Raw genomic sequence first — 26,308 nt, 5'->3', positions numbered from 1 at the left:
CTCCTATTTCTTAACTTCCAAATGTGCTCTGAGCTTCGTTAAACCTTCATGTAACGCAACTTCGCTCTTCCAGCCTAGTAAATCTGCTGCGCGCTTGGCGTCTAAAACCGAACGTCTCACATCGCCAGCTCGCGGTGCTTCCATGAAAATCGCTACGTCTTTCTCGAAAACGGTCAGGATTTCTTTGTAAATATCCAAAATCGCTATTTCTTCGCCAGTTCCTACATTTACAACCGTGTTTGCTGGTTTTTCGCTTGCTAGTTTATTGATTTCAACAACGTCTGCTACATACACATAATCGCGCGTACAGCCGTTTGGCATGTCTGGATACGTCATCAATACAGATGGTTTTTCGGCCAAGATGTTGTTTAGGAAAATCGGGATAACGCCACATTCGCCGTCTGGAACTTGTCTCGGCCCGTAAATGTTGGCATAGCGTACAACCGTGAAGTCATAGCCATATTGTGCGGCATACATTTCGATATATTTTTCACCGGTAAATTTCGTTAATGCGTATGGGGAAATAAGTTGCGGTGTATCTGTTTCCGCTGATTTCTCGTTGCCTTCAATTTTCTTGCTTAGCGCGCCACCAGAAGATACATAGATGAAATTCTCGATGGGATAAGCTTTCACGCAGTCTAAAATCGTCATCAGGCCGACAAGATTCACGTCTAGGTCGTAGCTCGGGTTTTCGACGGAATAAGCAACGGATTTTTGGGCAGCGTGGTGGTTGATAAGGTTTGGTCTGTGTGTTTCGAATAGTTGCATCATCAGCTCGCGATCGCGGATGTCACCTTGTACAAACGTGAAGGATGGGTGCTTACTAATGTCGGCTAGATTATTCATATTTCCTGACACTAAGTTATCGATACAGACAACGTTATAACCTTCTGCAATATACATTTCACAAAGATGTGATCCGATAAAACCTGCGCCACCTGTTACTAAAATTGTTTTTTCCATTGTTTTTGCCTCCTGAATTTTTATTTTTGCTCTGCGGGATTTGTGTCTTGTTTTTGACTGCGGTATTCGTTATTTAAAGCAACCATGTAGATTGTTGCGAGTACGAGGAAGATACTTGTGTTGGATACTAAAACGGTGTCGATTGGGCTTGTGAATAGGGCGTATATGAGTGGTAGGAAAATCAGAAACTTGATTTGGTAGGTGCTACCGACGATTTCTTTGTACAGTAACCAGAAAACGTAGCCGATAATCACGAGGATGAAAAACATACCTAGATAGCCCAGTTCGCCGATAATCATTGCCCAGTAGGAGTCGGTGACAAAGTTAGGATTTTCTTGGGTGAGTCCCCAGACCCGTGAAATGCCGTATTGTTCGTAAAGCGGCGAGTAGTTCAAGCGTGAGGCGTTAGAGCCAAACATCCCGAGTCCTGCACCGAACGGAGCGTGTTCGCTTGCAATCGTGAAACTTGTGTCGAGTAATACGCCACGTGCCTCTCCGTCTGTTCCTAGGAATTGATTGCTGATACGGTCGCTTCCTAACCAGTAGAAAACACCGCCGATTAGTGCGTATACGTAGATTGGGATTCGCTTGATATATGGGAAAATGAGAATCAGTAGTATCAAACAAAGGTAGAATCCAATCGATGTTGTTCTTCCTGCTAAGAAAACGAGGATGAAGTTTGCAAAAAGGATGTAATATGGCATTTTTCCTTTTTCTGACCAGGTGATGAAGATGTGGATGATCGTGATGACGATGATCGTTGCCGCGAATTGGGCTGGGTGGCGGAAACCAAAGGATACAGTTTCAATACCAAAACGAACGTCGAATGGTGCTAGGAAGTGTAACGGGATGTTGAGAACGCCGATAATCAGGAAAATCGTAGTGAGAGTAGTTGACATTCTTCTGAAAAACAGCGTACTTGTTTGGAATTTTGTGTGACGGAAGAGGAACAGGCCGCTCCAAAAGACGATGACGAATTTTAGAATGGAGAACATCGAGTAGACTTGGAGGAATATGGTGTTGCTTGGTTGGTGGAATGCGTTTGGGATGAAACAATAGATGATGAAAATGATGCTGATGGCGAATAGTCCGATGTCGCTTGGGCGGAGTGTGAAACGCTTCTTTGTCTCGAGATAGGTCAGTTTGGCCATCGCGCTAACGGCGAAGATTAAAGCAATAATTTTATCCACGGCGTCAACTTGTGGGATGACTTGTTGGATAAGACTTGCGAATAAAGATAGTAGTAGGGCGATTAAGAAAGCAACCATGTTTCACACTCCTTCATTATTTTTAGATTGATTGGTATAGTTGTTCCCACTTCGTATTACAAGCATCCATTGAAAATTGGGACTGGACGGCTTGGTGGGCTTTTAGGCTCATTTGTTGGCGGGTTTCTTGGTTGTCGAGTAGGTCTGCGATGGCGTCGTGTAGTTCCTGGACATCGCCGGGTTCGATGAGAAGACCGTTTTGTTGGTTGTTGATGATTTGTGGGATACCGCCGACGTTGGTGCTGATATTCGGGATACCGTGTGCCATCGTTTCGAGAATGGCCATTGGGAGTGCTTCGTGGTAGGATGGTAAAATGTGTAGTAGTGCGCTATCTAGAATGGTTTGTTTTTGCTTACTTTCGACCCAGCCACCGAGCGTGACGTTGGTTAGTTGGTTTTGTTTGATTTCGGCTTCTGCGTTAGAAATGTCGCCGATGCCGTAGAAGATGAATTCGTATTCTTGGTAATCGGCACCGAGTGATTGAATCGCGCGAAGTAGGTCGTAACTGCCTTTTTCTTGGCTGACGTTGCCGAATGTGACGATGGTTTTGCTGGTGTTGTTATATGGATTGTTATGTGGGACTTCCACCGCGTTTTCCATGACGGTAACGGGTGTGTCACACAGATTTTCGTAGTACGTTTTCCAGGCCTCGCTTAGAACAATGATGTGATCGAGGCGGTTCAGATGGTTCACGATGATTTTTTGTAGGAAGCTTGGTTGGTTGTCGTAGAAAATGCCGAACCTTGAGCCGTGCATGTGAAGCATGACCTTAGCTCTGAAAAATTTGGCGATGTTGATGAAGATCATTTTGCGGTAGAGACTGCCTTTTTGAGAGGTGTGGATGTGCACGATGTCGATTTTTTGGGTGATGGCCAAGTAGCAAAGTTTCATGATGGCTTGCAGGAACATCCAGACTTTGAATAACGGGCTGCCTTCTTTCCAACTCGCAATGTAATGGATCTTGACTTTTTCGCTTGTGAAGGTTTTTTCGAAGTTGGCGATGACTGTGGCGATTCCGCCTTTTGAAACGGATGCTGGGCCGATCATGATTACTTTTTTTCATTTGGCTATTCTTCCTCTCTTCTTTATTCTGGTGTGATGCTTGTTTTTTTGCGTTTAATGATGCTTTTGATGCGGCGGATAATGGCTTGGCACTCGGCTTTCTTGTAGAAAATCGCGAAGTAGGTGATGTTTAGTAGGATGAAAAGTGTTCCTGCGCCGAGGATGAGTGTGAGCCATGTGCCTTGGTAGATCCAGTTCATGACTGGGATTGAAGCGGCAAAAGCGATGGCGGTGATGACCGCGTAACCGAGATACATTTTGAAGTAGCTGCCGACTTTCTTTTTGAAGCCGAAACGATAGACGAGATATGGGTCAATCAGAGTTGTCGTTACGAGTCTAGAGATGATGGTTGCGACGATAACACCGATTAAGCCGAAATGTGTGGCAAAGATGATGGATAAGATGATGTTTAGGACGGCCATCGCGATTGGGACGTAACGACCTTGGCGGAAGAGTCCCATCGTGGTGCGGTATGTGTAGCCTGGAAACTGCATGCCGTTGATGTAGAAGCTGGCGACGATGGCGAGCACGGTGCCAGTTCCGAGTACGAAGCTTTCGCCGATCCATAGGGTGATGAATGGGTTGATCACGTTGAACAGGATGATGGAAAGCAAGAAGTAAATCCACGCGACGATGAAAAATAACTGCTTGAAAACTTGTTCTTTCTTCGCGTCATCGTCTGAGTTGTTGAGATGCCCGATGCTTCCTGTGATCGAGTTTAGTGCACGGGATAGGACGGTTACGACTGCGGCGATGATGAGCAGGTAGTTGGAGTAGATGCCGACGACGCTAAGTCCGAGAAAAGCGGCGATGATGATGCTGTCCGTGCCGTTCATGATGATCGAGCCGAATTTGTACATCGCGAGTGCTTTGACGTTTTGGAAAATAGTTTTGACTTCTGCTTTTTCGAGTTTTTCTGTCGTTTTTCCTTGGAGGTAGGTGTATTTCTTGTTGGCGTAGATGGCTAGGAAAACGTTGAGGCCGAAGGTACAGACGACTTGGATAACGATGAAGCCGATATAGTCTCTTGTGATATATAGGTACGTGAGTTGCACGACGGACTGGACTAGGAAGAAAATTTGTTGGCTCACGTTGATGACATATTCTTTTTGGTCGGCGGAGAAGATTGCTTTTTTGTAGGAAAACATGTAGGAGATCGCCGTGTTTAGTAAGAACAGGAAGTAGATAATGTAGATGTTTTCTGGGATGTTCGGCGGATTTTTAATGAATAGGTTTAGGAAGGGCATGATCAGTAATCCGGCGATGAAAACGGTGAGCCCGATGATGCGGTAAGCTTTGGCGTAGAGTGCCATGATGGCTTTGATTCGGGCTTTATTTTTGTCTACCATGCTTTTATAAAGACTAAAAATGATGGCGTTCCCGATGCCAAGTTCTGCGAAGGAGAGTACCATCAAGATGTTAGTGAACAAGGCGTCGAGTCCGAGGTATTCTTTTCCTAAGAAGTAGATGAATACGGTTCGGTTGATGAAGCTTAAGATTAAGAAAATGACTTGTGTCCCGCTGCCAATGAGGAGGTTTTTAGCAACGAATGCTGTTTTTGTTTTTGCCAATCGGGTCACACGTCCTTTCTTTTATTTGTTACCTTAAGTTTATCAGGAAATGGCTTGAAAACAGGGATTTTCCAGATATTTGATGGATTTTGTCAAATGTTCGGAAATTCAGGCTCCGGCGACTAGACTCGTTTCTTGTTGGATCGTTTCGACAAGCTTTGTGGAGGATACGCCTGCTGTGTAATCGAAGTAAACTACTTCAACGGCGCGACGCTTGAATTCTGCTTCTAGTTTGTTGAATGTTGGGCTGCCTTTCCAATCGCTACCGTGGAACATCACGTCGATATTGTGGTTGTCAATCATGTTCAGTTTGCTTTCGTGACTCGTTTGGGGAACGACTAGATCCACGTATTGCAGTGCTTCAACAATCGCTTTACGATCGGCAAACGGGATAACCGGCGTCTTATGTTTGTAAGCTTGAACGAACTCGTCTGTACTCACGCCAACGATTAGGATGTCACATTGGGCTTTGGCGTTTTTTAAGATGTTTAAATGGCCAACATGGAATAGATCAAACACGCCTGTAGTAAGGCCTACGCTATATTTTTTCATGATATAATCTCCTCTTTCAATTGGATTCGTTTTGGTTTGTGTGTGATACGTTTTTCGACGGGCGGCAGGTCCATGTAGTTTTTTCCATAGATGCGTTCTAAAAGTTGCTCGGTTTTGCCTGGAATTTGGAATGTGTAACCTTCAAACTCGGTTGTCGCGATTGGGTCGTACATTGTTTTTAGCATCGTTTGTTTTTTGTAGCCGTATTGGCTGCCATAGTTGACGTAGAATGGGGCGTTGTCGTCATTGTTGCTCTGCATATAGTTTGTCAGCAATCGGAAAAAGGCGCTAGTTGGGACTAGTTTCGTGAGTTTAAGTAGGGCTTTTTTCCAAGGTGCAATATTATGCAATGTCGTTTCTTCGTTGATTTTTAGAAATAGCAGGCTTCTGATTTGCTTCAAGATGCGTCCTTTCGTGTGAAAAAGGAATCCGGCATTCTTTTTGGCGTTGTCGAGTGGAAAAATGTCGATGAAAATACCTTTATGTTTGATGTTTGGCGATGCGCTTTCTTCCTCGAATATCGTGCCATTTTTCTTAATTTTGATGATTGGGAGATAATATTCTGGGTCGGTTGTTCCGTAGTGTAAAAACAAGGATTCAGGTAGCTCTGTTTTCGCAATTTTCTGGAATGCTTCGAAGTCTTTGCGTGGCATTGCGATGTCGATATCGTCGTCCCATGGGATAAAACCGTCATGTCTGATTGCGCCTAGTAGCGTGCCGCCGATAAGATAGTAAGTCAGGTTGTGCTTTTCGCAAAGCCTCGCGACATCGAGTAAAATGCTTAATTCGACTTTTTTCAGTTGTTCGAACATTTCTGTTGTTAAATGGTCTCCCTTATTTACCTTAGTTGGCATAATAGTATCCTTCCATTTTCATTTTTTGGTCATTGAAAATACTTCCAATTACGTGTGCGCTTCCGCTTTGTAATTTTTCTAATGCTTTTTTACTGTTTTCTCTCGAGGAATGGTCGCTACGAACGAGTAGAATCGAGCCGTCAACGAAAGAACAGAGAAGTTGTGCGTCAACTACGAGCTGAATTGGCGGTGTGTCAAAGATGATTTGATCGAATAGCTCGTAAAGCTCGGCGTACACTTGCTTCATTTTCTCAGAACCTAGAAGCTCGGATGGGTTTGGGGGAACAACGCCTGCTGGTAAAACGTATAAATCCTCCACATCTGTCTCGCAAATCGCTTCGCTGATCGTGATTTTATTCGTTAAAATTCCTGTTAAACCGTGTGATGCGGCTCCTGGGAAGATTTTTTTCACGGTTGGTTTACGTAAATCGGCATCGATGAGTAGTGTTTTCTTGCCTTGTTGGGCAAATACGACGGCTAAGTTGGCACAGATGATCGATTTTCCTGAATCGGGCTCGGAGGATGTGATTAGGATCGATTTCATGACTTTGTCAACGCTTGAGAACTCAATGTTTGTACGTACAGATCGGAACAACTCAGAATGTGGTGACTTCGGGCTTAGTTTGGCAATTAATTTTTGTGGCTCCGTGCTTTTCTGGCGTCTATGACGAGTTTCTGCTTTTGCTTTCTTTTTCGTTTTTCTCATTTATTTCCACCCTTCCTCGTGATTTTCTGGGATCTTAGCGATATTTCCAAGTAGCGGAATGCCTAACTCTTCGATGACATCTGTTTCGTCTTTGAATTTTGTGTTAAAGATAACGCGGATAACCATGATGAGAAAACCGATCATAAGTCCTGCAACTGCGCCACCAGCGATTAGTAGAACGGGACTTAGACTCACTGGTTTTGGATTGGCTGTGACCGTTGCTTTTGCTAAAATCTCGATGTTATTTACGTTCATCACGTCTGGTGTGATTTTTGCGAAAGATTCGGCGACTGCGTTGGCAATAAGGGCTGCTTGGGCTTGATCTTCATCTTGTACGCTAACGTTGATGACTTGGGAATTGTGTTGGCTAGCTACCGTGATTTTACCCATGAGCTTGCTTGCTGTGTAGTCTCCACCTAGTTTGTACGCCACATCATCAAGGATTCGCGGGCTTGTTAGTAGGGCTGTGTAGGTATTAACGAGCTGGATGTTGGCTTGTACTTCGGACGTTTGAATGTTGTTTGCACCTGCGTCTTGTACGGTCTGTGTGACTAGAATTTGCGTTTTAGCTTCATACATCGGTGTGATGAGGAACGTTAGCGCGGCACCTGCGATTAGGATTCCGATAACGGCTGTACTTATTAAAAGCAACAAATGTCGCTTAATGATCTGAAAAATGGCTTTGATACTAATAGTTTCTTTCATTGTTTCTCCTTCCTTATTGGCGATTGGCTTTTCGAAGATTCATTTTTTCGTTTTTGATATGATTTAAAAATTGTAAATTGCCTAGGAAGTAACGGCGGAACATGCGACGTGGTTCTTGGATAAAGCGGTAAAACCATTCTAATCCTGCTTTTTGCATCCATTGTGGGGCTCTTGTAGTTTTGCCTGCGATAACATCGAAGCTACCGCCTACACCCATGACGAATGGTACGTCTAGTCGTTCTAGATGTTCGCTTGCCCAGTATTCTTTTTGTGGGCTGGAAAAGGCGAGGAATAGGACGTCTGCTTTACTTTCGCGGATTGTGTCGGCGATGTCTGCTGATTCTTCGGGTTGGAAATAACCATTTCGGAATCCTGCGAAGGACATGTTTGGATATTTTTGTTTGTAGTGTGATTCGATTTTTTCGATAACTTCTTGGGTCGCTCCGAGAAAATACGGGCGGTGTCCTTTTTCGTTACAAATGTCGAGTAGTTCTTCAAATAGGTCGATGCCGGTGACGCGTTCTGGGATGTCGTGTCCGAGTAGCTTTCCTGCTAAAACAATCGAGGAGCCGTCCGCATTGATGAGAGGAGAGGCGTTGACGATGTCTCTTAGCTTGGCATCTTCGTGCATAAGGTTTATTTTGTTTGCGTTAATGACAACATGCTGTGTGGGAATTCTTTTTTTTGATTATTGTTTCTATTCGTATTAAAGTTTCTGACAGAGTCAAGCAATCTAAGTTACTGCCGAGCAACTGGGTTCTCATTTGCGTTCGTCCTTTCTTGTTCTTTCTTGTACTACAAGTGTAACAGGAAATGTGTTTACATTTGGTATATTCCAGATAATTGATACTTTTTATCAATAGTTCGGACGGATGGGTTACATTCCACTTCCTTTACCGGTAAATTCCTTGAATGTTAGGAGTAAAATCTTGATATTCAGGCGTATGGATCTTTTTTGAATGTATTTCAAGTCTAATTCCACCATTTCGTGAAAGCTTACGTTATTTCGACCGCTTACTTGCCATAAACCGGTGCAGCCTGGTGTGACAAGCATGCGTTTCTTTTCATAGTTTGTATAATTTTCGTATTCTGTCGTTAGCGGCGGGCGCGGTCCAACGAAGGACATGTCGCCTTTTAGGATGTTGATAAACTGTGGGAATTCGTCTAGGCTTGTTTTCCGAATCCATTTACCGACTTTTGTGATGCGCGGATCGTCTTTCATTTTGAACATGTGCCCATCCATTTCGTTCTGGGCTTGGAGCTTGGCTAGTTGCGCCTCTGAATCGACATACATCGAACGGAATTTATACATCTGAAAAATTTTCGCCGTTTTTGCCGACGCGTTTTTGTTTAAAGAATACGGGGGCTTTCCAATTTTCGAGTTTGATGCTCGTGGCAATAATAAGGAGAATTGGGGCTGAAATGATGAGCGCGATGATGGCAGCGATGAAATCAAATACCCGCCATACCTTGTCATGCACCGGCTTTTCATGTGATTTTCGTTGTTCGGAATATTGGGTTGTTGTTTGGGCTATTTTGAAATCTGCTTTTTCCACCTTCGTTCACGTCCTTCGTTTTTATTTTAAATCGATACGGTTTGTTTAGCGTTTGCTTGGTGCAGGTTGCCGTAATTGTAGTATGTGACGCCTGCTCCGACTGTTTGAACAGTATTTTTCGTGTCGAATAGAATTGATTCGCGCATTTTGTCTGTATAGCTCGTTGGGATATCGCGGAACTCGCTGTGATCGCTGAGTACGACAATTAATGAACTATCTTCACAAGATTCTTCACCCGTTAAAATTTCTGACGCAACATGGGGATCAAAGACTTTCACGTCAAATCCTGATTCGATGAGCATTTCTTTAATTTCCATGGCTGGACTTTCGCGGATATCGTCAATGTTTCCTTTATAGGTGAGGCCAAAAAGTGTGACGCGATTACCGTCTTGCTCTGCCATCAACGCTTCTACTTGGGAAACAACATGGGCTGGCATGCTGTTGTTGACTTCACGCGCTGTTTGCATAAGTGGGGATTGTTCTGGTGCTGCGGCGATAACGAAATATGGGTCTACCGCTAAACAGTGACCGCCAACGCCTGGTCCTGGTTGATGCAAGTTCACACGTGGATGCTTGTTCGCCATTTCGATAACGCGCAAAGCATCGATTCCGAGGTGGTTACTAATTTTGGCAAGCTCATTAGCGAGTGCGATGTTGACGTCACGATACGTATTTTCCATCAGTTTGCTAAGTTCTGCTTCACCAGCTTGGGCTTTGATAATCTCGCCTTCTACAAATGCGCCATATACTGCGGCTGCTTTTTCGGTACATTTTTCTGTGATACCGCCGATGATACGCGGGTTATGAACAAGTTCGTGCATGATATTCCCTGGCAAAACGCGCTCTGGACAATGCGCCAAGTAGATGTTTTCCCCGACCCTGAAGCCTTCGTTTTCAATTAATGGTTGAACGACGTCCGACATGGTACGCGGGGCAATCGTGGACTCGACAATAATCGTGTCATTTTTCTTCAAGTGTGGGAGGATGCTCATCAGCGCGGACTCGATGTAGGCTGTGTCACATGATTTATAAAGATCGTCTTTGTTTGGTGTTGGTACCGCGATTATATATGCGTCAGCGCTTACCGGTGTTGTGCTAGCGCGGAAATTCCCGAGTGCTAGTGCATCTTGTAAATCTTCCGTCAAACCTGTTTCTTCAATATGAATACGGCCAGCGTTCAAATTTTCCGTCATCACCGGCGATAGGTCAACACCCGTGACTGCATTCCCATACTTCGCAAAAAGAATAGCTGTTGGCAATCCGATATATCCAAGACCTACTACTGTAATTTTCATTGATAAAATTCCGCCTTTCCGATTTTTAATGATGCAAGGCTCAACGCTATTTCTCGCCGAACCTTGATCTCGTTACTTCTTATTTAGAGGGAACTGTGATTGTCCATGCGATTTTTTCCATGGGTTCTTCAGAAACTGGTTCGTACAATACGGTGAACTCTTTTTGATCTGCTGGGATTTCATAGAAACCTGAGCCCTTTAGCGTTTTTCCAGTTGCGATAGCGTCTCCGAAGTTATTGGCATTTAGTCCATTAACCTGATGTTTTTTGCCATCTTTCGTTTCGATTACGAAGTCACCCGCGCCTGCTCCTGACTCTTCTTTTCCAGTGTTTTTAATGGAGAAATCGATTTTGGCTGTCTGCTTTTTGTTGTCGTTGCTGTCTTTCATTTCTACATTTACGAGCGTGATTTCCAGGCCGTTTGCCGTTCTCGTTTTGCCGATGTCATCACTTACTGCTTTTCCACATCCGACAACTGTCATTGCTAAAGTCAAACTAAGGACGAATAACGCAATCCAATTTCTTTTCTTCATAATATAGGTTCTTCCTTTCTTCATTGGGAGATTTGTTGTGCTTGATCTACTAATAGCTTATCATCCGAAATTGCCAAAACCGCTAGATTCCACATAATTGATATTTTTTTTTCAATTTCTAAAAATGCTTTACTTACTATTCAAATTTGCCACTTGATCACAATTTCAATGTTACCAGTACTTTTCATTTATGTTTTCCAGTGTATTAGAATTCGGGCTTCTATATTGTTACTACTTTATGAACGTTATTTCGCAAAAAAAAAAGCGATGCACAGTGGATGTATGATATGCACCTCAAACTTTAACGTTCGTGGTACAGTCATTCAACTGTCTATCGCTTTTTATTAAAAATAGTTGCTTTGTAATTCATTTTTTCTGACACGGGTTCAAAGTAGCCCCGCAGCTAGTTCGATGTATATGTCACAATGTTTCACTTCTCCATCTTCCTTGCAGGCACGCCAACATACGTCATCCCGGCCTCCGTATCACCAACAACTACCGCGCCCGCGCCAATCACAGAATACGCGCCTAAATCTAGCCCCGGATTCACAACAGCCGAAGCCCCAACATGAACACCTGTCCCAATTTTGACACCTCCTGTCACTGTAGCCCTTGGCGAAACGTGCGCTGCCTCGGAAATAATAACGTCATGCTCCACAATCGCGCCCGTATTAATGATAGTATGCGCGCCAATAACGCTATCTGGCTGGATAACTACTAACGGCATGATGACACTGCCTGGCTCAATGGTCGCAGCATTCGAAACAATCGCCGTCGGATGTATAATCGTTGCATACGGCACATCACCTAATTTTGCAGCGACTCCCGCACGCGCCTTGTTATCACCAATAGCGATGAACCATAACGTTGTATCTTTTTTATATTGCTCAAAATCGTCAAACGGGGCTCGGAATTGGGCTCCTTGTTTTTCGTAACTCGTATATTTGTTGTCAAGAATCCCGATAATCGTGTCAACACCTTGCTGCTCCAAGCATTCCCGAACAACTTTGCTATGACCGCCATCCCCAACTATAATTACATCTGCCATCTCGTTTCTCCTTTAACTCATACATTTTTATTCAGTATACCACGAGATGCCAATTTTGGAGAACCACAAAAAACTACCGACCTACAACTTAAAATCGTTGCAAATCGATAGCTTTTATTAGTTTCGAATCATATAATCAAACGCGCCAAGTGCTGCTGTAGCACCGGAACCCATCGAAATAATGATTTGTTTATAGGCACTGTCCGTGCAATCCCCAGCCGCGAATATTCCAGGAACGCTTGTCTCGCCGTGTTTATTCGTGATAATCTCGCCCATTTTATTGCGCTCGATATCGTCTCCAAGCCATTCCGTGTTCGGAGCTAGGCCAATCAAGATGAAGACGCCCTCTACATCAACATGAACTTCTGCGCCCGTTTCGCGGTTCACATAAGTAACGCCGCTCACTTTGTCCTGTCCTGTGATTTCTTTCGTTTGTACATTTTTCAAAACAGTGACATTCGGTAAGGAGTAAAGACGCTTCTGCAAAACATCATCGGCTTTTAATTCCGGCATAAATTCGAGCACAGTCACATGCTTCACCGTACCAGCCAAATCAATCGCAGCCTCGATACCGGAATTCCCACCGCCAACGACAGCGACATTTTTCCCTTCAAAAAGTGGACCGTCACAGTGCGGACAATACGCCACGCCTTTGTTTTTGAACTCCTGTTCACCAGGAACGCCAATGTTGCGCCATCTTGCGCCCGTTGAGATAATCGCCGTTTTAGTCGTTAAAACAGCACCATTTTCAAGTGTGACTTCCACGTTTTCGTTCTTCTCGATGCTTTTAGCGCGTACTTGTTTCATCACATCAACGCCATATTCGTTCACATGTTCTTCAATCTGCGCAATCAGTTTTGGACCTTCTGTATATTTCGTTCCAATCACGTTCTCGATGCTTAGCGTTTCTAGAACCTGACCGCCGAAAGTATCTGCTACAATACCAGTGCGAATCCCTTTACGCGCGGCATAGATCGCAGCACTAGCACCTGCTGGACCGCCACCGATTACGAGGACGTCAAACGGGTCTTTATCTTCAAATTCGGAGGCATCTGCTTCACCTACGATTTTTACGATGATTTGCTCGATTGTCATGCGACCACTTCCAAATAGCACTCCATTTTCAAAAATAGTCGGTACGGCCATGATGTTTTTGGCTTCTACTTCGTCTTTAAACATGCCACCTTCGATCATTGTATGCGAGATATTCGGATTTAGCACGCTCATGATGTTAAGTGCCTGAACGATATCTGGGCAATTGTGGCATGTCAAACTTACGTAAGACTCAAAATGATGCGGCGTGTTGATTTTTTTTGATTTGGGCAATGATATCATCACTGATTTTCGGTGGACGACCACTTACTTGTAGTAATGCCAAAATCAGTGAAGTAAATTCATGACCTAACGGAATCCCAGCAAAAGCAATGCCGAAATCTTCCTCTTCACGTTCGACACTAAAGCTCGGTGTTCTAGAAAATGAGCCGTTTTCTAAACGAATTTTTGGAGACATATCCGCGATTTCCGTAACGAATTCAAGTAGTTTTTGCGAGTTTTCATCTGTTGCGACACTTACTTTTAAAACAATATCTTGTTCTAGTAAATCCAGATAACCCGCAAGTTGTGCTTTGATTTCTTTATCTAATGCCATTTTTAGATTTTACCTACTAAGTCTAGGCTTGGTTTCAGCGTATCCGCGCCTTCTTTCCATTTTGCGGGACAAACTTCGCCTGGATTATTTCGTACATATTGTGCAGCGCGGATTTTATCCACTAATGTGCTGGCGTCGCGACCAATACCGTCTGCGTTAATTTCGATTGTTTGAACAACACCGTTTGGGTCGATGATGAATGTTCCACGATTTGCGAGACCTTCTTCTTCATCCAGCACGTCAAAAATACGTGAGATTTTATGCGTCGGATCGCCAATCATGATATATTCGATTTTGCCAATAGCGTCTGACGCGTCATGCCATGCTTTGTGTGTGAAGTGTGTGTCTGTTGAAACGGAGTACACCTCTACGTCCAAAGCTTGCAATGTTTTATATTGATCTTGCAAATCTTCTAGTTCCGTTGGGCACACAAACGTGAAATCAGCTGGGTAAAAACAGACTACACTCCATTTCCCTTTGAAATTCTCCGATGAAACATCTATAAATTCACCTTGATGGAAAGCTTTTGCAGCAAACTCTTCTATTTCTTTACCTATTAATGACATTGTATTTCCTCCTTTAAATCTACTGTTATGTGAAACTACACACTTAAAATTATCACCTTGTTTTGGAGGATTGTCAACAGTTATTTATAATGTTTCTTGTTTTGAAGTAAATATAAATGTATAAGCATTGTTACATTTACTTCATCATAGCAACGAATTTAATTATAGGTATGCTATTTTTTAAGCGTAGGCTTTTTATCTTTATCAATTAAGATTCCGTTTTCTCAATTACTTTATGCTGAAACGAGAAAATGCGTATCAAAAATCTGAAATCAGATTTTTGATACGCATTTTTTTATTTTATTCCTAGGCTCTTTCTTGCTATGTTAAATCATTCAGGTGTGTCAGATAATGTCCAAGTTAGTGTTGTTGCATAATTTGAATCGGCATATTTCGCTGATTTACCTGGCACTGTTAATGTAACAGCGTCTGCTGCTGCTGTGTTGTCTGCTCCAAATTTATCAACCCAATGACCCATACCTTGATTAGCTTCTGCGTTCATCACCATAGCTACTGTGCCATTTGGATTTAGTTTAATTTCTTGATTCACCGTCGGAGCTGTAACGCCTGTTCCTGTTTTTGTAACTGCTGTTCCTTTTGTAATCGCAATTTCTGCGCCTTCTAGGTTACGAGCAGAACCATCTTTTAATTGGCCATTTTGTGCGACAGTTAATTTCCAACCTGCATTATTACCACGGTTATCAGATACTTGCACGTTATTTGGTGTTTCTACGTTCTCGCCGCCAACTTTGACACTATCTAATTTCGCGTTGTATGTTTTTGTTTCTCCAGATATTTCTTGTGTTCCGAAGTCAAATTCAGAAACATACGCAATACTTAGTGGGCCGCTTGTTCCTGGTGTTACTTCTGCATCTGGATCAAGTGGTTGGTCTGGATTTACCGGGTTTACTGGTGGTGTCACAGTGCCATCTGCTTGTTTCGTGAATTTCACTTTGCTATCTGTTGTAAGTGAACCAACTTCTGCTGCTGATGCTTGATTAGCCATACCTAAAGTTGCTGCTACTGCTGAAATTGTTACCAAACCTACTACCGCGAATTTTTTGAATGTCATATGAAAGTTCTCCTTTAAAGTGCCAGGATTTGATGAAGCCATCCCGAGATCACTTAGCCTTGCCTTTTTATCCTATAATGTTAAGAAATATCCTAAGATCCTCTTAGCATCACATCCTTTACGGTTACTTTTAAAGCTTAGGGTGTATCGTTTAATGTCCATGTGATGCTTGATTCATAGTCCACGTCGGCCTTGACGCCTGTGGGATTGATTTTCATTTGTATGCCTTGTTTATCTGACCATTGAACTGTTTTTTCCTGTTGCGTATTTGATTGGCCTTCGTAAACGCTGTATGCTTGATTGTCCATTATGGTTGTTTCTGTTGTATTATTTGTGATATTGATTTCTGTGTCAAAGATTCCGATGACATTCGTAGCTGCTAGATTACCGAATGAAATCGTCATATTTTCACCGTCGTTTGCCACATCGGTAACAAAAGTTTTGGGGTCCATGGTAGAAATGTCTGTCCCTAAAACAACACTTTTTAGTTGAGGTGTGCTTTCTTGATTGTCTTCCTTTACTGTATTGGACTCTTCTATTTGATCACTCTTGGTAGTATCCGCCCGTGCAATACTTGCGAATACGGGGAATGGTAATACAAGTGTTATGGCTAAGATTAGAAATTTTTTCTTCATGATCTCACCTTCTTTTTGTGTTCTTTAAAACGGGGATTTACTTTCTTCCTCCCTTGGAACAAACCTAGTATACAATGATTTGGGAATATACGCTTTGAGCTGATTATTGTGATGGTAGCAATTTTTGTAGGCATTTATTGCTCTAGAATTCTATTTTATTTGACGTTTTGCTGTATATTGATTATAAAGCGGTCATTTATGTATATTTTATTACTATTTGAATCGCGATTTTTTCGACGGATAAAGGCTTCTATCTCTATATTCCGTGCAGGTTTATTCTTCTAGAGCTATCATTTGATACAACAGCTAAAGAAGCCTGACTCAAGTTCCTCGTGTCTTGGAATCTGAATCAGACTTCTTCTATTCTACATATCCTTGCTTTTATCCATCCTATCAACTACTATAAGAAGCAACGAAACACGTTCTATTCAAAGAGGAGTTGTAACATGGAAACAAATTGGAAGCAACAAATCGCGAACCTAGCAAAAACAGCTGATCATCGTACCTTAGCCATTTGGGCCGCCAACTGTGCAGATCGTGTCCTACCCTATTTCGAAGACAGATATCCAAACGAAAATCGCCCACGACTTGCGATAGAAGCCAATCGCGCCTGGACTCGTGGGGAAATAACGGTCGGCACCGCGCGTAACGCCGCATTTGCAGCCCATGCCGCAGCACGTAATCTCATAACCGATACTACCTCCTGCCACATCGCCCGCGCTACAGGTCACGCTGCAGCAACCGCCCACGTCCCAACGCATGCCATCCATGCCGCCGCTTACGCCACAAAAGCAATCCCTACAGAACCAAGCTGGCAATACGCTGAACTGAAACGCCTCCTTACAGAATAGTCGTATTATGCAACCTGCCCAACCCATCTTTTCATTCTTTGTGCAACCTGACATATCTCCATAAAGCGTTTTCATATACAATGAACTCAAAGCTAAAAACAATTTGATGGGGGAATGACAAACAATGGCACAACTATCACTCGAGCACATTTATAAAATATACGATAACAAAGTAACGGCAGTAGAAGATTTCAACTTGGAGATTGCGGACAAAGAGTTCATCGTCTTTGTTGGACCATCTGGTTGCGGTAAATCGACGACACTTCGCATGATTGCAGGACTTGAAGAAATCTCAAAAGGCGAACTAAGCATTGACGGCAAAGTGATGAACAACGTCGCACCGAAAGACCGCGATATCGCGATGGTTTTCCAAAACTACGCACTATATCCACATATGACAGTATACGACAACATGGCATTCGGTCTAAAACTCCGCAAAATGCCAAAAGCCGAAATTCAAACACGCGTGGAGCACGCTGCAAATATCTTAGGCTTAACCGAGTACTTAAAACGTAAACCAAGCGCACTATCTGGTGGACAACGCCAACGTGTAGCTTTAGGCCGTGCGATCGTTCGTGACGCAAAAGTCTTCCTGATGGATGAGCCTTTATCCAATCTTGATGCGAAACTACGTGTACAAATGCGTGCGGAAATCACAAAACTACATTTACAATTAAATACAACGATGATTTACGTAACCCATGACCAAACCGAAGCGATGACAATGGCGACGCGTATCGTTATTATGAAAGACGGCGTTATCCAACAAGTCGGTTCACCAAAACAAGTATACGATCACCCAGTAAATATGTTCGTTGCCGGTTTCATCGGAAGCCCAGCGATGAACTTCTTTAAAGGGAAACTAAGTGGCACTACTTTTGTTGGTGATGATTTCACAATTGAGATCCCAGAAGGCAAGCTAAAAGTGTTGAAAGATAAAGGCTATGACGGCAAAAATATCGTATTCGGTATTCGCCCAGAAGATATTCATGATGAGCCTCTTGTTATTGAAGCAAGCCCAGGTTCTGCTTTTGACGCTGAAATTATCGTTGCAGAACTGACTGGTGCGGAATTTATGCTTCACTCTAAAGTTGGAACACATGAATTCGTTGCTCGTGTTGACTCACGTTCAAATCACCAGCCATTCGAGAAAATTCAATACGCATTTGAAATGTCCAAATCGCATTTCTTTGATGTAGATAATGAACTTTCGATTGTGGAAGATGGTCGTGACTAAGAATTAAACATGTACTATAAATGAATAAAAAGCCTTAGAGATTGGCATGCACCCCAAAATTTAGACCAAAAATCTAACTCTTGGGGTCTTTTACTTATACATAAATAGCGTACCATCTGAATGCCCCGACAATCCATTACTTCATGGAAATCAAAAAATAGTCCTGTTCAAATAAATATTAGACAAGTTTTTGAAACATTACATCTATCCTAAACATCTTGTTTTATGGCTCTATCTGCTGTATAAATTTTAACATTTTTTTCTCCTCTCCTTCCCAATTATAATGATCCTTGTGTGCTTGCAATCCATTTCCCGCCAATCTGTATCTATAATTCACATCCCTTATTAGCAATGTTACGCTTTCGTAAATTTCGTGTATATCCATTGGGTTCACTGCTATTCCAGCATCTGCACTGACTAGAAGTTGTTCCCACAGCGGGAAATGAGAAGCAACACTTACAATGCCATAACTCATGTACTCATACAATTTAGAAGCTAATGATTTTACATAATTCGGTGTTTCATGAAGTAGCGCTAGACCAATATCTGCCTTTTGGTATTCTAACTCTAACATCGCATAATCCATATAAGGATCAATTATGACACACTCGTTTAACTGATGTTTATTTATATATTCTTGCCCTTGTTGTATCAATTCGTCTGATCCAGGTCCAATAATCTTAAGGGAAAAAGCATAATTGCTGTCCCTCAATAATTTAGCGAGTTGCAGCATTTCAAAAAAACCTCGCATTTCATGTAATGCTCCTGCGTAAATAAGATTGCTTATCTCTGAATTCACTTTCAACAATTTAGTCTCTTTACATAACAACGGATAGTTTAAAACATCAATTTTTCTAATATTAACATTCATATAAACTTCCTTGTAGTACGCCTCTGCAAACAATAAACCGTCAAAAACCGGTAGTATGCGTAATTCTATTTTTCTAAAAAGCGCGGCTATCCATTCAGGAAACCTATACCTCCCGATTTTTTTATACAAGAGTGAGGCAGGAAATTCCTCATGCATATCAAAAATTATTTTTTTATCAGTGAATTTTTTTAAAAAAAATAAGCGATAATATACAGTTCAGGGTCATGCAAAATAATTATCTTGGCATTCGACCCCTTTGCAATTCGATAAAACTGATACCAAACTTTATATCGTCTACAGAATGATGTTTTTCGAATTGTCTCAACCTCTAGTTTATCGTTTTTTCTTACATACTGCGTCTCTGTCTCAACTGCAATTACTCTAACTTTATATCCATTTTCCGCTAAACTATTGGCCTCTCGGTGAAACATTCTAACATCATTCCAACAATGAACCGAACTCATAATTAAAATTTCATCCATGGTCGCGCCTCCTTTTCTTTGTTGTAACTAATAATCCTAATACATACATTGCAAGCCCCAATAAAAGCAATATTAGCACATTCGCATATACGTTAAATACGAGTTTAGATTTTATCTCATATAAAATACATCCTATTACAATGGCGTGAAAAACCACTATTCCATGCTGTTTTAAAAGCTTATATGAGGGATCTATTTTACCAATTGATCCTTGCAATCTCCTATATGCCCAAATACTTGAGCCGTATGTTGCTATTACTGGCACACCTAAAATGAAATACACATTATGAAGTGGTAAAAAAATCAGTAGCATGACCATCACTCCCACAATTGCAATTATTGAAATAAATGATGGTATTTTTGTATTGCCCTGTGAGTAAAAAGACCGATATAAAAAATCACGGACAACCAAGCCGGGCAATGCGAGCGCTGTTATTATCAGAAACATATAAACCATCTGAGTGTTCTCGCCTGTAAATGCTCCATGTTGAAACAACATAGCTATAATCTGGTCTCCAATCGCAATAAACATCGCTACTATCCAAATCACTACTGTATTTGTACGATTTATATAACAAATCAGTGCTTCTTTAGCCGCCTCTATATCCATTGCAAACATTCTTGATAGCTTTGGAAAAAGAACCGTCAATATGTTTAACAGTAGTAAACTTTGAACGATCGTAACTAGAATGTTCACATAGTTCATCGCTGGAAGATACGCTGTATTTAACCATCCCATTATTGAACTTGTTAGTAGTATACTGAATTGAAATACACCCTCTGTAAACATAAGTGGCACCGACTGGCGTGCTAATTTTTGAAATGCAGGATTGCGCCACTCCCACCTCATAAACCAATGATATGACTTGTTTTTCATCTTTAAAATAAAGAATTCTATAAAATAGGCACTACTTAGCACTATCGCTACACCGCTAATCGTTGGTGACCGTACTAGGAAAAGATAGCTAACATTCATAATTGCCATCACAAGTATAGCAATTTTTGATGTTGTAAAATCTCCTTCCACATTACATAACACACCAAAAAATGCGGATAGCATCCTAAAAAAAAGGGATAATGAGTAATAATAGCATCAGCCAAAATGTGAGCTCAGAACGATCACTAATTATAGGGAAGCTAAAGTAGCCAATAACCACTATCCCAAAGCATAAAAGAGCCACAAGCAAAAGCATACTCGTCATATATGTTTGTAATATAATGCCTTTATCAGTATCTTTATGAACTTGCGCTAAGTACGGAATAAGAACAACAGCAATTGCTGATACTGCAATATTACTTATTAAGTTTGTATATGTATTGGCTAATAGAAACGCGTTCATAATTTCACCTGTGCCAAAGTCTTTCGCCAACAAAATATTCCTTACTAAACCAAGTAATTGTGCTAAAACTGATAGTAACAATGTACTTCCAATAGCTTTCGTCACCTGTGTTGTTTTTACGTACAAAATATCTCTCCTCAATTATATTATAAGATATCTTCCCATTTCTTTAAGATTCTTTCTGGCAGATATTCTTTGCTTCGTTGCAGTGATTTCGATTGCCACACCTTCCTTTTCTCGATAGATAGCATCAATATTTTCAACTCCGCAACATATCGTTCTAAGTCATTTTGTGGAAGTAATACGCCATATTTCCAAGCTAGAATCTCCTCGGACCCTGTAGTTTCAAAGCTAATAACTGGAAGGCCAAATGCCATAGCTTCTGTAATAACAAGACCAAATCCTTCATATCTAGATGTATGTAAAAAAATAGAGCTTGTACTGTAGTATTCATGCAGTTCCTCATGTGAACTAGCCTCAATATGTCTTATGTTACTTATCTCCTTCAATTCATTCTTCAGCCTTTTCGTATCTTTTCCCGCCCCTACAATTACTAACTCCCATCCTAATTCTGATACATGTTTGAATATTGTTAGTAACCTATCAATCCCCTTATGTTTATAATCAATCCTCCGGCAAAACAGCAATCTTTTTTGCTTTAAATCCGATATCTTTTTTTGCTCGGGAATTAACGTGAGCATGTTAGGGATAAATATAACTTTATCTATATATTCATACCACTTTATTCTATCCAATTCTGTAATAACTACAATTTCACTAGCCATTCCTATCCCTAGATAAAAAAGCTCTCTATACCCGATATTTTCCTTATCATAAAGGTCTGCTGGTGAATGCTTCCAAATAATCACTTTCGTATTCTCTAAATTTAAATATGGGACTAGCGCCGTTATTATTGGATGCGAAATAACGAGGGTCTCAATATTTTTCTGTTCTATGAATGCATTTAAATGGGCAATTTGTACGGAGAAAAGATGCTTCCAACGGATTAATTTAATACCGCGAATTCGGAGTGAAATGAGTATTTTTTTCCATTTTTTTAATTTTTTGGAATGAAAAAACTTTTGACACCCTCATCCGGCATCATGTACTCGCTCTCACCTGTAAAATTAACCAAGTGTACTTGATGTTTGGTGCACAACATCTCTGTTATTTCCTTATTTATTGCTTCAATGCCACCCATACGAAAACTTCCTATTACAAAAGCAATTTTCTTCATAAAGCCCCGCCTTTCAAATTAGCTAATTGCATTCCTATTATACCTGAATTAAAAGCCCCATTTATACATTTATGGACGTAACAGGGAGAGTTTATGACCTGAATAATGACAATTTTGACATATTTTCATTTGGGCATTCTTAAAAAACCTGAAGAAATAGTTCTCCAGGCTCTCATTTTATTATAAGATTTTCTACTATGCTTATTTATTCAAAATACTTTCTTCCAAATACTCCGAGCGTTCGCCATATACGCGTTCAATATGTGAGTCTCCCCAGTTGCACAAAGCTGTTAAAATACTCTCCAAAGACTTCCCGTATTCACTCAATTCATATTCCACTTTCGGAGGCACTTGATTATAGACAATCCGATTGATAATACCGTCATGTTCTAGCTCTCGCAACTGCTGTGTGAGCATTTTTTGCGTGATGGATGGAATAAGACGTTTTAGCTCGCTCGTCCGTTTTTTCCCGTGTGTTAGGTGACAGAGAATCACACATTTCCACTTGCCTCCGAGCACCTCAAGCGTTGCCTCGACAGAGATATTATATTTCTTTTGCATGTCTCGCTCCTTTCTATAGGTACTAAAAAGTGCCTACATTACAAAAAAGTACGTACTTGTTTTAATTGCCACTTAGTATCATAATAACACTTGTCATCAAAAAAGCAAGTAGAACTTAGGAGGGCTTCACATTGAAAGGGAATCGAAATATTTTTGCCTTATTAGCTTTAGCAGTTAGTGCTTTTGCGATTGGAACGACCGAATTTATCAGCGTCGGGTTGTTGCCACTCATCGCCGAAGACTTAGCAATACCAGTGAGTACCGCGGGTCTTACCGTCTCGCTTTATGCAGTCGGCGTTATGTTCGGCGCACCAATCCTGACCGCACTCACATCACGCATGAATCGCAAAACGTTACTGCTCGCCATCATGATCGTCTTCATACTCGGCAACTTGGCCGCGGCATTCTCCGACACCATTGCGTTACTACTCATCGCCCGCGTCATATCCGCCTTCGCGCACGGCGTCTTCATGTCCATCGGTTCCACCATCGCGGCTGACCTTGTCCCGCCAAATAAACGAGCAAGCGCCATCTCCATCATGTTCACCGGTCTCACCATCGCAACCGTAACCGGCGTCCCAATCGGCACACTCATTGGGCAACAATTCGGCTGGCGCACCGCGTTCTTCGGCATCGCAGCAATCGGCATCATTGCCCTAATCGCGAACCTCATCTTGATTCCGAAAAATCTGCGTCCTGGCACCAAAATGACGCTCAGCGACCAAGTCAAAGTACTAACAAATGGCCCGTTACTACTCGTGTTCGCCATCACAGCACTCGGCTACGGCGGAACCTTCGTCGTGTTCACCTATCTAACACCGCTACTAGAACAAGTCACCGGGTTCCAAACGAGCTCCATCGCGATTCTCCTTTTCATCTATGGAATCGCCATCGCAGTCGGCAACATGATTGGTGGAAAAGTCGCCAACAAGCGGCCAATCCAAGCCCTGTTCTATATGTTCATCGCACAAGCCGTCGTGCTCGGCCTGCTCTATTTCACCGCCTCATCCAAAGTTTTCGGACTCGCAACGATCCTGCTCATGGGCGTATTTGCCTTCATGAACGTTCCCGGATTGCAAGTCTACGTCGTGATTCTAGCAGAGAAATTCGTCCCAAAAGGCGTCGACATCGCGTCCGCCCTTAACATCGCCGCCTTCAACGCCGGAATCGCACTCGGCTCCTATCTCGGCGGCCTCGTCATCACCCACATGCGAATCATCGACACGACTTGGATCGGCATGATCATGGTCCTCATCGCCGTCGCCCTGACCGCATGGAGTAAAAAATTAGAAACAAAACAGGAGGAATTTTAAAAATGAAAACAGTCAAATTAGCAAATGGAATCGACATGCCCGTCCTCGGACTCGGCGTATTTAAAGTAGAAGAAGGCGCAGAACTCGTGTCCGCCATCAAAGAAGCCATCCGACTCGGCTACCGTAGCATCGACACCGCCGCAATCTACGGCAACGAAACAAGCACCGGCCAAGGCATCCGCGAATCTGGCGTCCCACGCGAAGACCTTTTCATCACATCCAAAGTCTGGAATACCGATCTCGGCTACGAAGAAACACTCGCTGCATTCGACGAAACACTGCGTAAAATGGAACTCGACTATCTCGACCTCTATCTGATTCACTGGCCAGTAGAAGGCAAATACATCGACGCCTGGCGCGCGCTCGAAAAACTGCACAAAGATGGCCGCATCCGCGCAATCGGCGTCAGCAACTTCCAAATTCATCACCTAGAAACACTCAAAAAACACGCTACCATCATGCCCGTCGTAAACCAAATCGAGCTCCATCCACAACTCACACAAAAAGAACTCATCGCGTACTGCGCCGAAAACAACATTCGCGTCGAAGCCTGGTCTCCACTCATGCAAGGCGGCCTTTTCAACAACCCAGTCCTACAAGAAATCGCGGCCCATCACGGCAAATCCGTCGCCCAAGTCATCCTGCGTTGGGACCTACAAAACGACATCATCGTCATCCCAAAATCAACAAAAGCCCATCGCATCGCAGAAAACATGGCTATCTTTGACTTCGAATTAACACCTGAAGAACTCACACAAATCGACGCTCTCAATCAAAACCTACGCGTCGGGCCAGATCCCGATAATATCGATTTCTAAATGAAAAAAGAGCGATGGTTCACAGAAAAACCATCGCTCTTTTTTCACTTCTTAAATGTATATTTATTCGTATTCCTCACCACCACACTATTCGGATCTGCAATCCTCGTCACCAATTTCGCCTTTCCCATATTCAATTTCCCATCCGTAAACAGCGTAACATCTCGGTAATTTTTCGACAATACCATACCGTATCCCGACACCTTGCTCCATTTCGCGTTGTTCCACTCCCCATTATTTTGCGCACCACGAAAAGCAATAACCTCCGTCGGCATCGCAACAATTTTCCCAATATAATTCCCAATAACTGCTGTCCGTTTATTATTCACAGTCAACGCAATCCCATTATAATTCGTCCTACCACTAGGCTCCAGCTGTACCCGATTCCCCGAAACCGCCGCACCAAAAGTCGATTGCATCAAGATTCCACCACCATAAATACTGACCGCCTGAACATTCTCAATCTGATTATTCAGAACCTGTATACCAGTTGCATAAACCGCATCCCGACTCTTCTTCAGCTTCGCGCCCGAAACAACGATTCCCCGCACCGTCTTAAATTTTTCCGATTTCGCCAATCTCAGCTTCACATAATCCGACTGCTTATTAATTCGGTTATTACGAATCATCACATTTTGAGGCGGGTTAACCGTTCCCACATCCCCAGCCAGCGTAATTGATACCACCGCAATCGCGTTTTTCACATTCACAATCGTATTATTCTGAATCACCAAATTCCGACCGTGATGCGTATCAATCCCTTCCCAAACCGCGTTATTCAAAATATACGAATCCGTGATCAAAGCACCATCACTACGCGGATTCACTTTCGCCTGAACACTCGTCGCCAATTTACTATTATAAACCTCTGTCAACGCAATATTATACGCAAGTAGTTGGCCAGTCACACCAATATCACGCACCGTCACTTTTTGAATTATCGTATTGTTCGCTGAATAACCAATAATCCCCGCATAGCCAATATTAGAAACCATCATCTGCGCCTGCGTTGTACCCGCAATCCGCACCCGATCCGTATACTTCATATAAATCCCATTTCCACCAAAATTCCGAACTTGACTATTCACAATCTGCACATTCCTCACTCGCTGACTCGCGCTCGTACCAACAATCTCAATCCCATTATGTCGCTGATTCACATACTTCCCCTTCTGCCCATCCAAAACAACATTTTCAAGCTTCGTATCGCTTCCCATCCTCACGATCGGAATCGACTCATTCTGCCATATTTTCAGAACAGGCATCGCGCTCAAACTGGCTCCACGCAGCGTCACGCCCGCCGGAACAACAACCGTCCGAGCAAGTACCAGCTCCCCTTTCGGCAATGTCACAATTTTCTCCGACGCCACCTTACTACTCTTCGCTTTTTGTAACGCTGTATCAATCATTTGACTATTCATCTCTGGCGACAACTCCACCGCAGCATTCGGGCTTGAAGAAAACATCATGGTGAGAAATACTAGCAATGCCCCAACTACAATCTTGGCCTGCATCATCCTATTCTCCTCCAATCAAAACAGCTTTTCTCCTCTCTACCATCATT

General features: G+C 42.5%; 28 protein-coding genes and 2 pseudogenes. 5 read left to right on the top strand and 25 right to left on the bottom strand.

Annotated elements, in window-relative coordinates:
* Positions 1 to 3: 3 nt before the first annotated feature.
* From PCORN_RS07860 to PCORN_RS07850, 3 genes are read right to left on the bottom strand one after another with little or no spacing between them, the layout of a single operon-like run.
* Positions 4 to 963 carry an SDR family NAD(P)-dependent oxidoreductase gene (locus PCORN_RS07860; protein ID WP_036079172.1) on the bottom strand — a complete coding sequence of 320 codons (960 nt, stop codon included), beginning with the start codon at positions 961 to 963 and terminating at the stop codon, positions 4 to 6.
* A gap of 20 nt (positions 964 to 983) precedes the next feature.
* On the bottom strand, positions 984 to 2,231 hold the full coding sequence (locus tag PCORN_RS07855; RefSeq protein WP_036079169.1) for a hypothetical protein: 1,248 nt from the start codon (positions 2,229 to 2,231) through the stop codon (positions 984 to 986).
* Between the two features lie 22 nt (positions 2,232 to 2,253).
* Positions 2,254 to 2,997, bottom strand: a complete 744-nt coding sequence (locus tag PCORN_RS07850; RefSeq protein WP_159102553.1) for a glycosyltransferase family 4 protein — start codon at positions 2,995 to 2,997, stop codon at positions 2,254 to 2,256.
* Between PCORN_RS07850 and PCORN_RS21280 the strand changes: the two genes are divergently transcribed.
* Positions 2,989 to 3,156, top strand: coding sequence for a hypothetical protein (locus PCORN_RS21280; RefSeq protein WP_159102552.1), 168 nt, complete (start codon positions 2,989 to 2,991; stop codon positions 3,154 to 3,156). The two genes, PCORN_RS07850 and PCORN_RS21280, sit on opposite strands and share 9 nt — an antisense overlap.
* A gap of 161 nt (positions 3,157 to 3,317) precedes the next feature.
* Here the strand turns inward: PCORN_RS21280 and PCORN_RS07845 are convergent, their stop codons facing one another.
* The 14 genes and pseudogenes from PCORN_RS07845 to PCORN_RS07780 all read right to left on the bottom strand — a co-directional run bounded on the left by PCORN_RS07845 (position 3,318) and on the right by PCORN_RS07780 (position 16,034).
* Positions 3,318 to 4,865 carry a lipopolysaccharide biosynthesis protein gene (locus PCORN_RS07845; RefSeq protein WP_036079165.1) on the bottom strand — a complete coding sequence of 516 codons (1,548 nt, stop codon included), beginning with the start codon at positions 4,863 to 4,865 and terminating at the stop codon, positions 3,318 to 3,320.
* A gap of 108 nt (positions 4,866 to 4,973) precedes the next feature.
* Positions 4,974 to 5,417, bottom strand: coding sequence for an FAD synthase family protein (locus tag PCORN_RS07840; RefSeq protein ID WP_036079163.1), 444 nt, complete (start codon positions 5,415 to 5,417; stop codon positions 4,974 to 4,976).
* The gene (locus PCORN_RS07835) at positions 5,414 to 6,271 is read right to left on the bottom strand and encodes a LicD family protein (RefSeq protein ID WP_036079161.1); all 858 of its coding nucleotides are present in this window, start codon (positions 6,269 to 6,271) and stop codon (positions 5,414 to 5,416) included. The genes PCORN_RS07840 and PCORN_RS07835 overlap by 4 nt, the downstream gene beginning before the upstream one ends.
* A complete protein-coding gene (locus tag PCORN_RS07830) occupies positions 6,261 to 6,977 on the bottom strand; it encodes a CpsD/CapB family tyrosine-protein kinase (RefSeq protein WP_036079159.1) in 717 nt (238 codons plus the stop codon). The genes PCORN_RS07835 and PCORN_RS07830 overlap by 11 nt, the downstream gene beginning before the upstream one ends.
* Positions 6,978 to 7,682 carry a YveK family protein gene (locus PCORN_RS07825; protein ID WP_036079157.1) on the bottom strand — a complete coding sequence of 235 codons (705 nt, stop codon included), beginning with the start codon at positions 7,680 to 7,682 and terminating at the stop codon, positions 6,978 to 6,980. It abuts the gene before it with no gap.
* A gap of 13 nt (positions 7,683 to 7,695) precedes the next feature.
* The gene (locus PCORN_RS07820; protein ID WP_338151765.1) at positions 7,696 to 8,313 is read right to left on the bottom strand and encodes a WecB/TagA/CpsF family glycosyltransferase; all 618 of its coding nucleotides are present in this window, start codon (positions 8,311 to 8,313) and stop codon (positions 7,696 to 7,698) included.
* Positions 8,314 to 8,559: 246 nt separating this feature from the next.
* Positions 8,560 to 9,163: pseudogene (locus PCORN_RS07815) on the bottom strand (sugar transferase).
* A 101-nt stretch (positions 9,164 to 9,264) separates the two neighbouring features.
* Positions 9,265 to 10,533: a nucleotide sugar dehydrogenase gene (locus PCORN_RS07810; protein ID WP_036079155.1), complete on the bottom strand. Its 1,269-nt coding sequence runs from the start codon at positions 10,531 to 10,533 to the stop codon at positions 9,265 to 9,267.
* Positions 10,534 to 10,612: 79 nt separating this feature from the next.
* Positions 10,613 to 11,065 carry a DUF4352 domain-containing protein gene (locus tag PCORN_RS07805; protein WP_036079152.1) on the bottom strand — a complete coding sequence of 151 codons (453 nt, stop codon included), beginning with the start codon at positions 11,063 to 11,065 and terminating at the stop codon, positions 10,613 to 10,615.
* Between the two features lie 430 nt (positions 11,066 to 11,495).
* Entirely contained in the window at positions 11,496 to 12,113 is a 618-nt protein-coding gene (locus PCORN_RS07800) for an acetyltransferase (protein WP_036079149.1), read from the bottom strand.
* Between the two features lie 117 nt (positions 12,114 to 12,230).
* A pseudogene (ahpF, locus tag PCORN_RS07795) lies at positions 12,231 to 13,761 on the bottom strand (alkyl hydroperoxide reductase subunit F).
* Positions 13,762 to 13,763: 2 nt separating this feature from the next.
* Entirely contained in the window at positions 13,764 to 14,327 is a 564-nt protein-coding gene (gene ahpC, locus PCORN_RS07790) for an alkyl hydroperoxide reductase subunit C (RefSeq protein ID WP_036079147.1), read from the bottom strand.
* Positions 14,328 to 14,658: 331 nt separating this feature from the next.
* Entirely contained in the window at positions 14,659 to 15,399 is a 741-nt protein-coding gene (locus PCORN_RS07785; RefSeq protein WP_036079145.1) for a WxL domain-containing protein, read from the bottom strand.
* A 137-nt stretch (positions 15,400 to 15,536) separates the two neighbouring features.
* Positions 15,537 to 16,034: a hypothetical protein gene (locus PCORN_RS07780; RefSeq protein WP_036079142.1), complete on the bottom strand. Its 498-nt coding sequence runs from the start codon at positions 16,032 to 16,034 to the stop codon at positions 15,537 to 15,539.
* A 446-nt stretch (positions 16,035 to 16,480) separates the two neighbouring features.
* On the opposite strand from PCORN_RS07780, the gene PCORN_RS21275 reads away from it, so the two are divergent.
* Both PCORN_RS21275 and PCORN_RS07770 read left to right on the top strand, forming a co-directional pair.
* A complete protein-coding gene (locus PCORN_RS21275) occupies positions 16,481 to 16,885 on the top strand; it encodes a putative immunity protein (RefSeq protein WP_036079140.1) in 405 nt (134 codons plus the stop codon).
* Between the two features lie 124 nt (positions 16,886 to 17,009).
* Complete coding sequence (locus tag PCORN_RS07770; RefSeq protein WP_036079138.1) at positions 17,010 to 18,122, top strand: ABC transporter ATP-binding protein; 1,113 nt, start codon at positions 17,010 to 17,012, stop codon at positions 18,120 to 18,122.
* Positions 18,123 to 18,345: 223 nt separating this feature from the next.
* On the opposite strand, the gene PCORN_RS07765 is transcribed toward PCORN_RS07770, so the two are convergent.
* The 7 genes from PCORN_RS07765 to PCORN_RS07735 all read right to left on the bottom strand — a co-directional run bounded on the left by PCORN_RS07765 (position 18,346) and on the right by PCORN_RS07735 (position 22,613).
* A complete protein-coding gene (locus tag PCORN_RS07765; protein WP_159102550.1) occupies positions 18,346 to 18,993 on the bottom strand; it encodes a glycosyltransferase in 648 nt (215 codons plus the stop codon).
* A gap of 188 nt (positions 18,994 to 19,181) precedes the next feature.
* The gene (locus tag PCORN_RS07760; protein ID WP_036079134.1) at positions 19,182 to 19,475 is read right to left on the bottom strand and encodes a hypothetical protein; all 294 of its coding nucleotides are present in this window, start codon (positions 19,473 to 19,475) and stop codon (positions 19,182 to 19,184) included.
* On the bottom strand, positions 19,468 to 20,535 hold the full coding sequence (locus PCORN_RS07755; RefSeq protein ID WP_077913826.1) for a lipid II flippase MurJ: 1,068 nt from the start codon (positions 20,533 to 20,535) through the stop codon (positions 19,468 to 19,470). The genes PCORN_RS07760 and PCORN_RS07755 overlap by 8 nt, the downstream gene beginning before the upstream one ends.
* Position 20,536: 1 nt before the next feature.
* A complete protein-coding gene (locus PCORN_RS07750) occupies positions 20,537 to 20,941 on the bottom strand; it encodes a hypothetical protein (RefSeq protein ID WP_036079129.1) in 405 nt (134 codons plus the stop codon).
* A gap of 20 nt (positions 20,942 to 20,961) precedes the next feature.
* The gene (locus tag PCORN_RS07745; RefSeq protein ID WP_036079127.1) at positions 20,962 to 21,684 is read right to left on the bottom strand and encodes a glycosyltransferase; all 723 of its coding nucleotides are present in this window, start codon (positions 21,682 to 21,684) and stop codon (positions 20,962 to 20,964) included.
* A gap of 188 nt (positions 21,685 to 21,872) precedes the next feature.
* Entirely contained in the window at positions 21,873 to 22,052 is a 180-nt protein-coding gene (locus PCORN_RS07740; protein WP_036079125.1) for a hypothetical protein, read from the bottom strand.
* 201 nt (positions 22,053 to 22,253) lie between these two features.
* Positions 22,254 to 22,613 (bottom strand): winged helix-turn-helix transcriptional regulator, encoded by a 360-nt coding sequence (locus tag PCORN_RS07735; protein ID WP_036079123.1) that lies wholly within the window; start codon positions 22,611 to 22,613, stop codon positions 22,254 to 22,256.
* 131 nt (positions 22,614 to 22,744) lie between these two features.
* Here PCORN_RS07735 and PCORN_RS07730 point away from each other — a divergent pair, with 131 nt between their 5' ends.
* Positions 22,745 to 23,926, top strand: coding sequence for an MFS transporter (locus PCORN_RS07730; protein WP_036079121.1), 1,182 nt, complete (start codon positions 22,745 to 22,747; stop codon positions 23,924 to 23,926).
* Positions 23,927 to 23,928: 2 nt separating this feature from the next.
* Positions 23,929 to 24,744 (top strand): aldo/keto reductase, encoded by an 816-nt coding sequence (locus PCORN_RS07725; protein ID WP_036079119.1) that lies wholly within the window; start codon positions 23,929 to 23,931, stop codon positions 24,742 to 24,744.
* Positions 24,745 to 24,788: 44 nt separating this feature from the next.
* Here PCORN_RS07725 and PCORN_RS07720 read toward each other — a convergent pair whose 3' ends face one another.
* Positions 24,789 to 26,261: a right-handed parallel beta-helix repeat-containing protein gene (locus PCORN_RS07720; RefSeq protein WP_036079117.1), complete on the bottom strand. Its 1,473-nt coding sequence runs from the start codon at positions 26,259 to 26,261 to the stop codon at positions 24,789 to 24,791.
* Positions 26,262 to 26,308: the final 47 nt, after the last annotated feature.

Origin of the sequence: Listeria cornellensis FSL F6-0969 (genome assembly GCF_000525855.1) — a bacterium.
In the GTDB taxonomy this organism is placed as follows: domain Bacteria; phylum Bacillota; class Bacilli; order Lactobacillales; family Listeriaceae; genus Listeria_A; species Listeria_A cornellensis.
The sequence above is the reverse complement of the archived record's forward strand: the minus strand, read 5'-3'. Positions and strand labels throughout refer to the sequence as shown.

What these genes read in the sequence shown, in the direction of transcription:
- PCORN_RS07825 (WP_036079157.1), bottom strand. Translation starts at nt 7,682, where the DNA reads ATGAAAGAAACTATTAGTATCAAAGCCATTTTTCAGATCATTAAGCGA.
- PCORN_RS07835 (WP_036079161.1), bottom strand. Translation starts at nt 6,271, where the DNA reads ATGCCAACTAAGGTAAATAAGGGAGACCATTTAACAACAGAAATGTTC.
- PCORN_RS07735 (WP_036079123.1), bottom strand. Translation starts at nt 22,613, where the DNA reads ATGCAAAAGAAATATAATATCTCTGTCGAGGCAACGCTTGAGGTGCTC.
- PCORN_RS07765 (WP_159102550.1), bottom strand. Translation starts at nt 18,993, where the DNA reads ATGAATGTTAATATTAGAAAAATTGATGTTTTAAACTATCCGTTGTTA.
- PCORN_RS07800 (WP_036079149.1), bottom strand. Translation starts at nt 12,113, where the DNA reads ATGGCAGATGTAATTATAGTTGGGGATGGCGGTCATAGCAAAGTTGTT.
- PCORN_RS07740 (WP_036079125.1), bottom strand. Translation starts at nt 22,052, where the DNA reads ATGAAGAAAATTGCTTTTGTAATAGGAAGTTTTCGTATGGGTGGCATT.
- PCORN_RS07725 (WP_036079119.1), top strand. Translation starts at nt 23,929, where the DNA reads ATGAAAACAGTCAAATTAGCAAATGGAATCGACATGCCCGTCCTCGGA.
- PCORN_RS07805 (WP_036079152.1), bottom strand. Translation starts at nt 11,065, where the DNA reads ATGAAGAAAAGAAATTGGATTGCGTTATTCGTCCTTAGTTTGACTTTA.
- PCORN_RS07830 (WP_036079159.1), bottom strand. Translation starts at nt 6,977, where the DNA reads ATGAGAAAAACGAAAAAGAAAGCAAAAGCAGAAACTCGTCATAGACGC.
- PCORN_RS07820 (WP_338151765.1), bottom strand. Translation starts at nt 8,313, where the DNA reads ATGCACGAAGATGCCAAGCTAAGAGACATCGTCAACGCCTCTCCTCTC.
- PCORN_RS07780 (WP_036079142.1), bottom strand. Translation starts at nt 16,034, where the DNA reads ATGAAGAAAAAATTTCTAATCTTAGCCATAACACTTGTATTACCATTC.
- PCORN_RS07840 (WP_036079163.1), bottom strand. Translation starts at nt 5,417, where the DNA reads ATGAAAAAATATAGCGTAGGCCTTACTACAGGCGTGTTTGATCTATTC.
- PCORN_RS07855 (WP_036079169.1), bottom strand. Translation starts at nt 2,231, where the DNA reads ATGGTTGCTTTCTTAATCGCCCTACTACTATCTTTATTCGCAAGTCTT.
- PCORN_RS07760 (WP_036079134.1), bottom strand. Translation starts at nt 19,475, where the DNA reads ATGGATGAAATTTTAATTATGAGTTCGGTTCATTGTTGGAATGATGTT.
- PCORN_RS07755 (WP_077913826.1), bottom strand. Translation starts at nt 20,535, where the DNA reads ATGCTATCCGCATTTTTTGGTGTGTTATGTAATGTGGAAGGAGATTTT.
- PCORN_RS21275 (WP_036079140.1), top strand. Translation starts at nt 16,481, where the DNA reads ATGGAAACAAATTGGAAGCAACAAATCGCGAACCTAGCAAAAACAGCT.
- PCORN_RS07860 (WP_036079172.1), bottom strand. Translation starts at nt 963, where the DNA reads ATGGAAAAAACAATTTTAGTAACAGGTGGCGCAGGTTTTATCGGATCA.
- PCORN_RS07720 (WP_036079117.1), bottom strand. Translation starts at nt 26,261, where the DNA reads ATGATGCAGGCCAAGATTGTAGTTGGGGCATTGCTAGTATTTCTCACC.
- PCORN_RS07785 (WP_036079145.1), bottom strand. Translation starts at nt 15,399, where the DNA reads ATGACATTCAAAAAATTCGCGGTAGTAGGTTTGGTAACAATTTCAGCA.
- PCORN_RS07810 (WP_036079155.1), bottom strand. Translation starts at nt 10,533, where the DNA reads ATGAAAATTACAGTAGTAGGTCTTGGATATATCGGATTGCCAACAGCT.
- PCORN_RS07770 (WP_036079138.1), top strand. Translation starts at nt 17,010, where the DNA reads ATGGCACAACTATCACTCGAGCACATTTATAAAATATACGATAACAAA.
- PCORN_RS07850 (WP_159102553.1), bottom strand. Translation starts at nt 2,997, where the DNA reads ATGCTTCACATGCACGGCTCAAGGTTCGGCATTTTCTACGACAACCAA.
- ahpC (WP_036079147.1), bottom strand. Translation starts at nt 14,327, where the DNA reads ATGTCATTAATAGGTAAAGAAATAGAAGAGTTTGCTGCAAAAGCTTTC.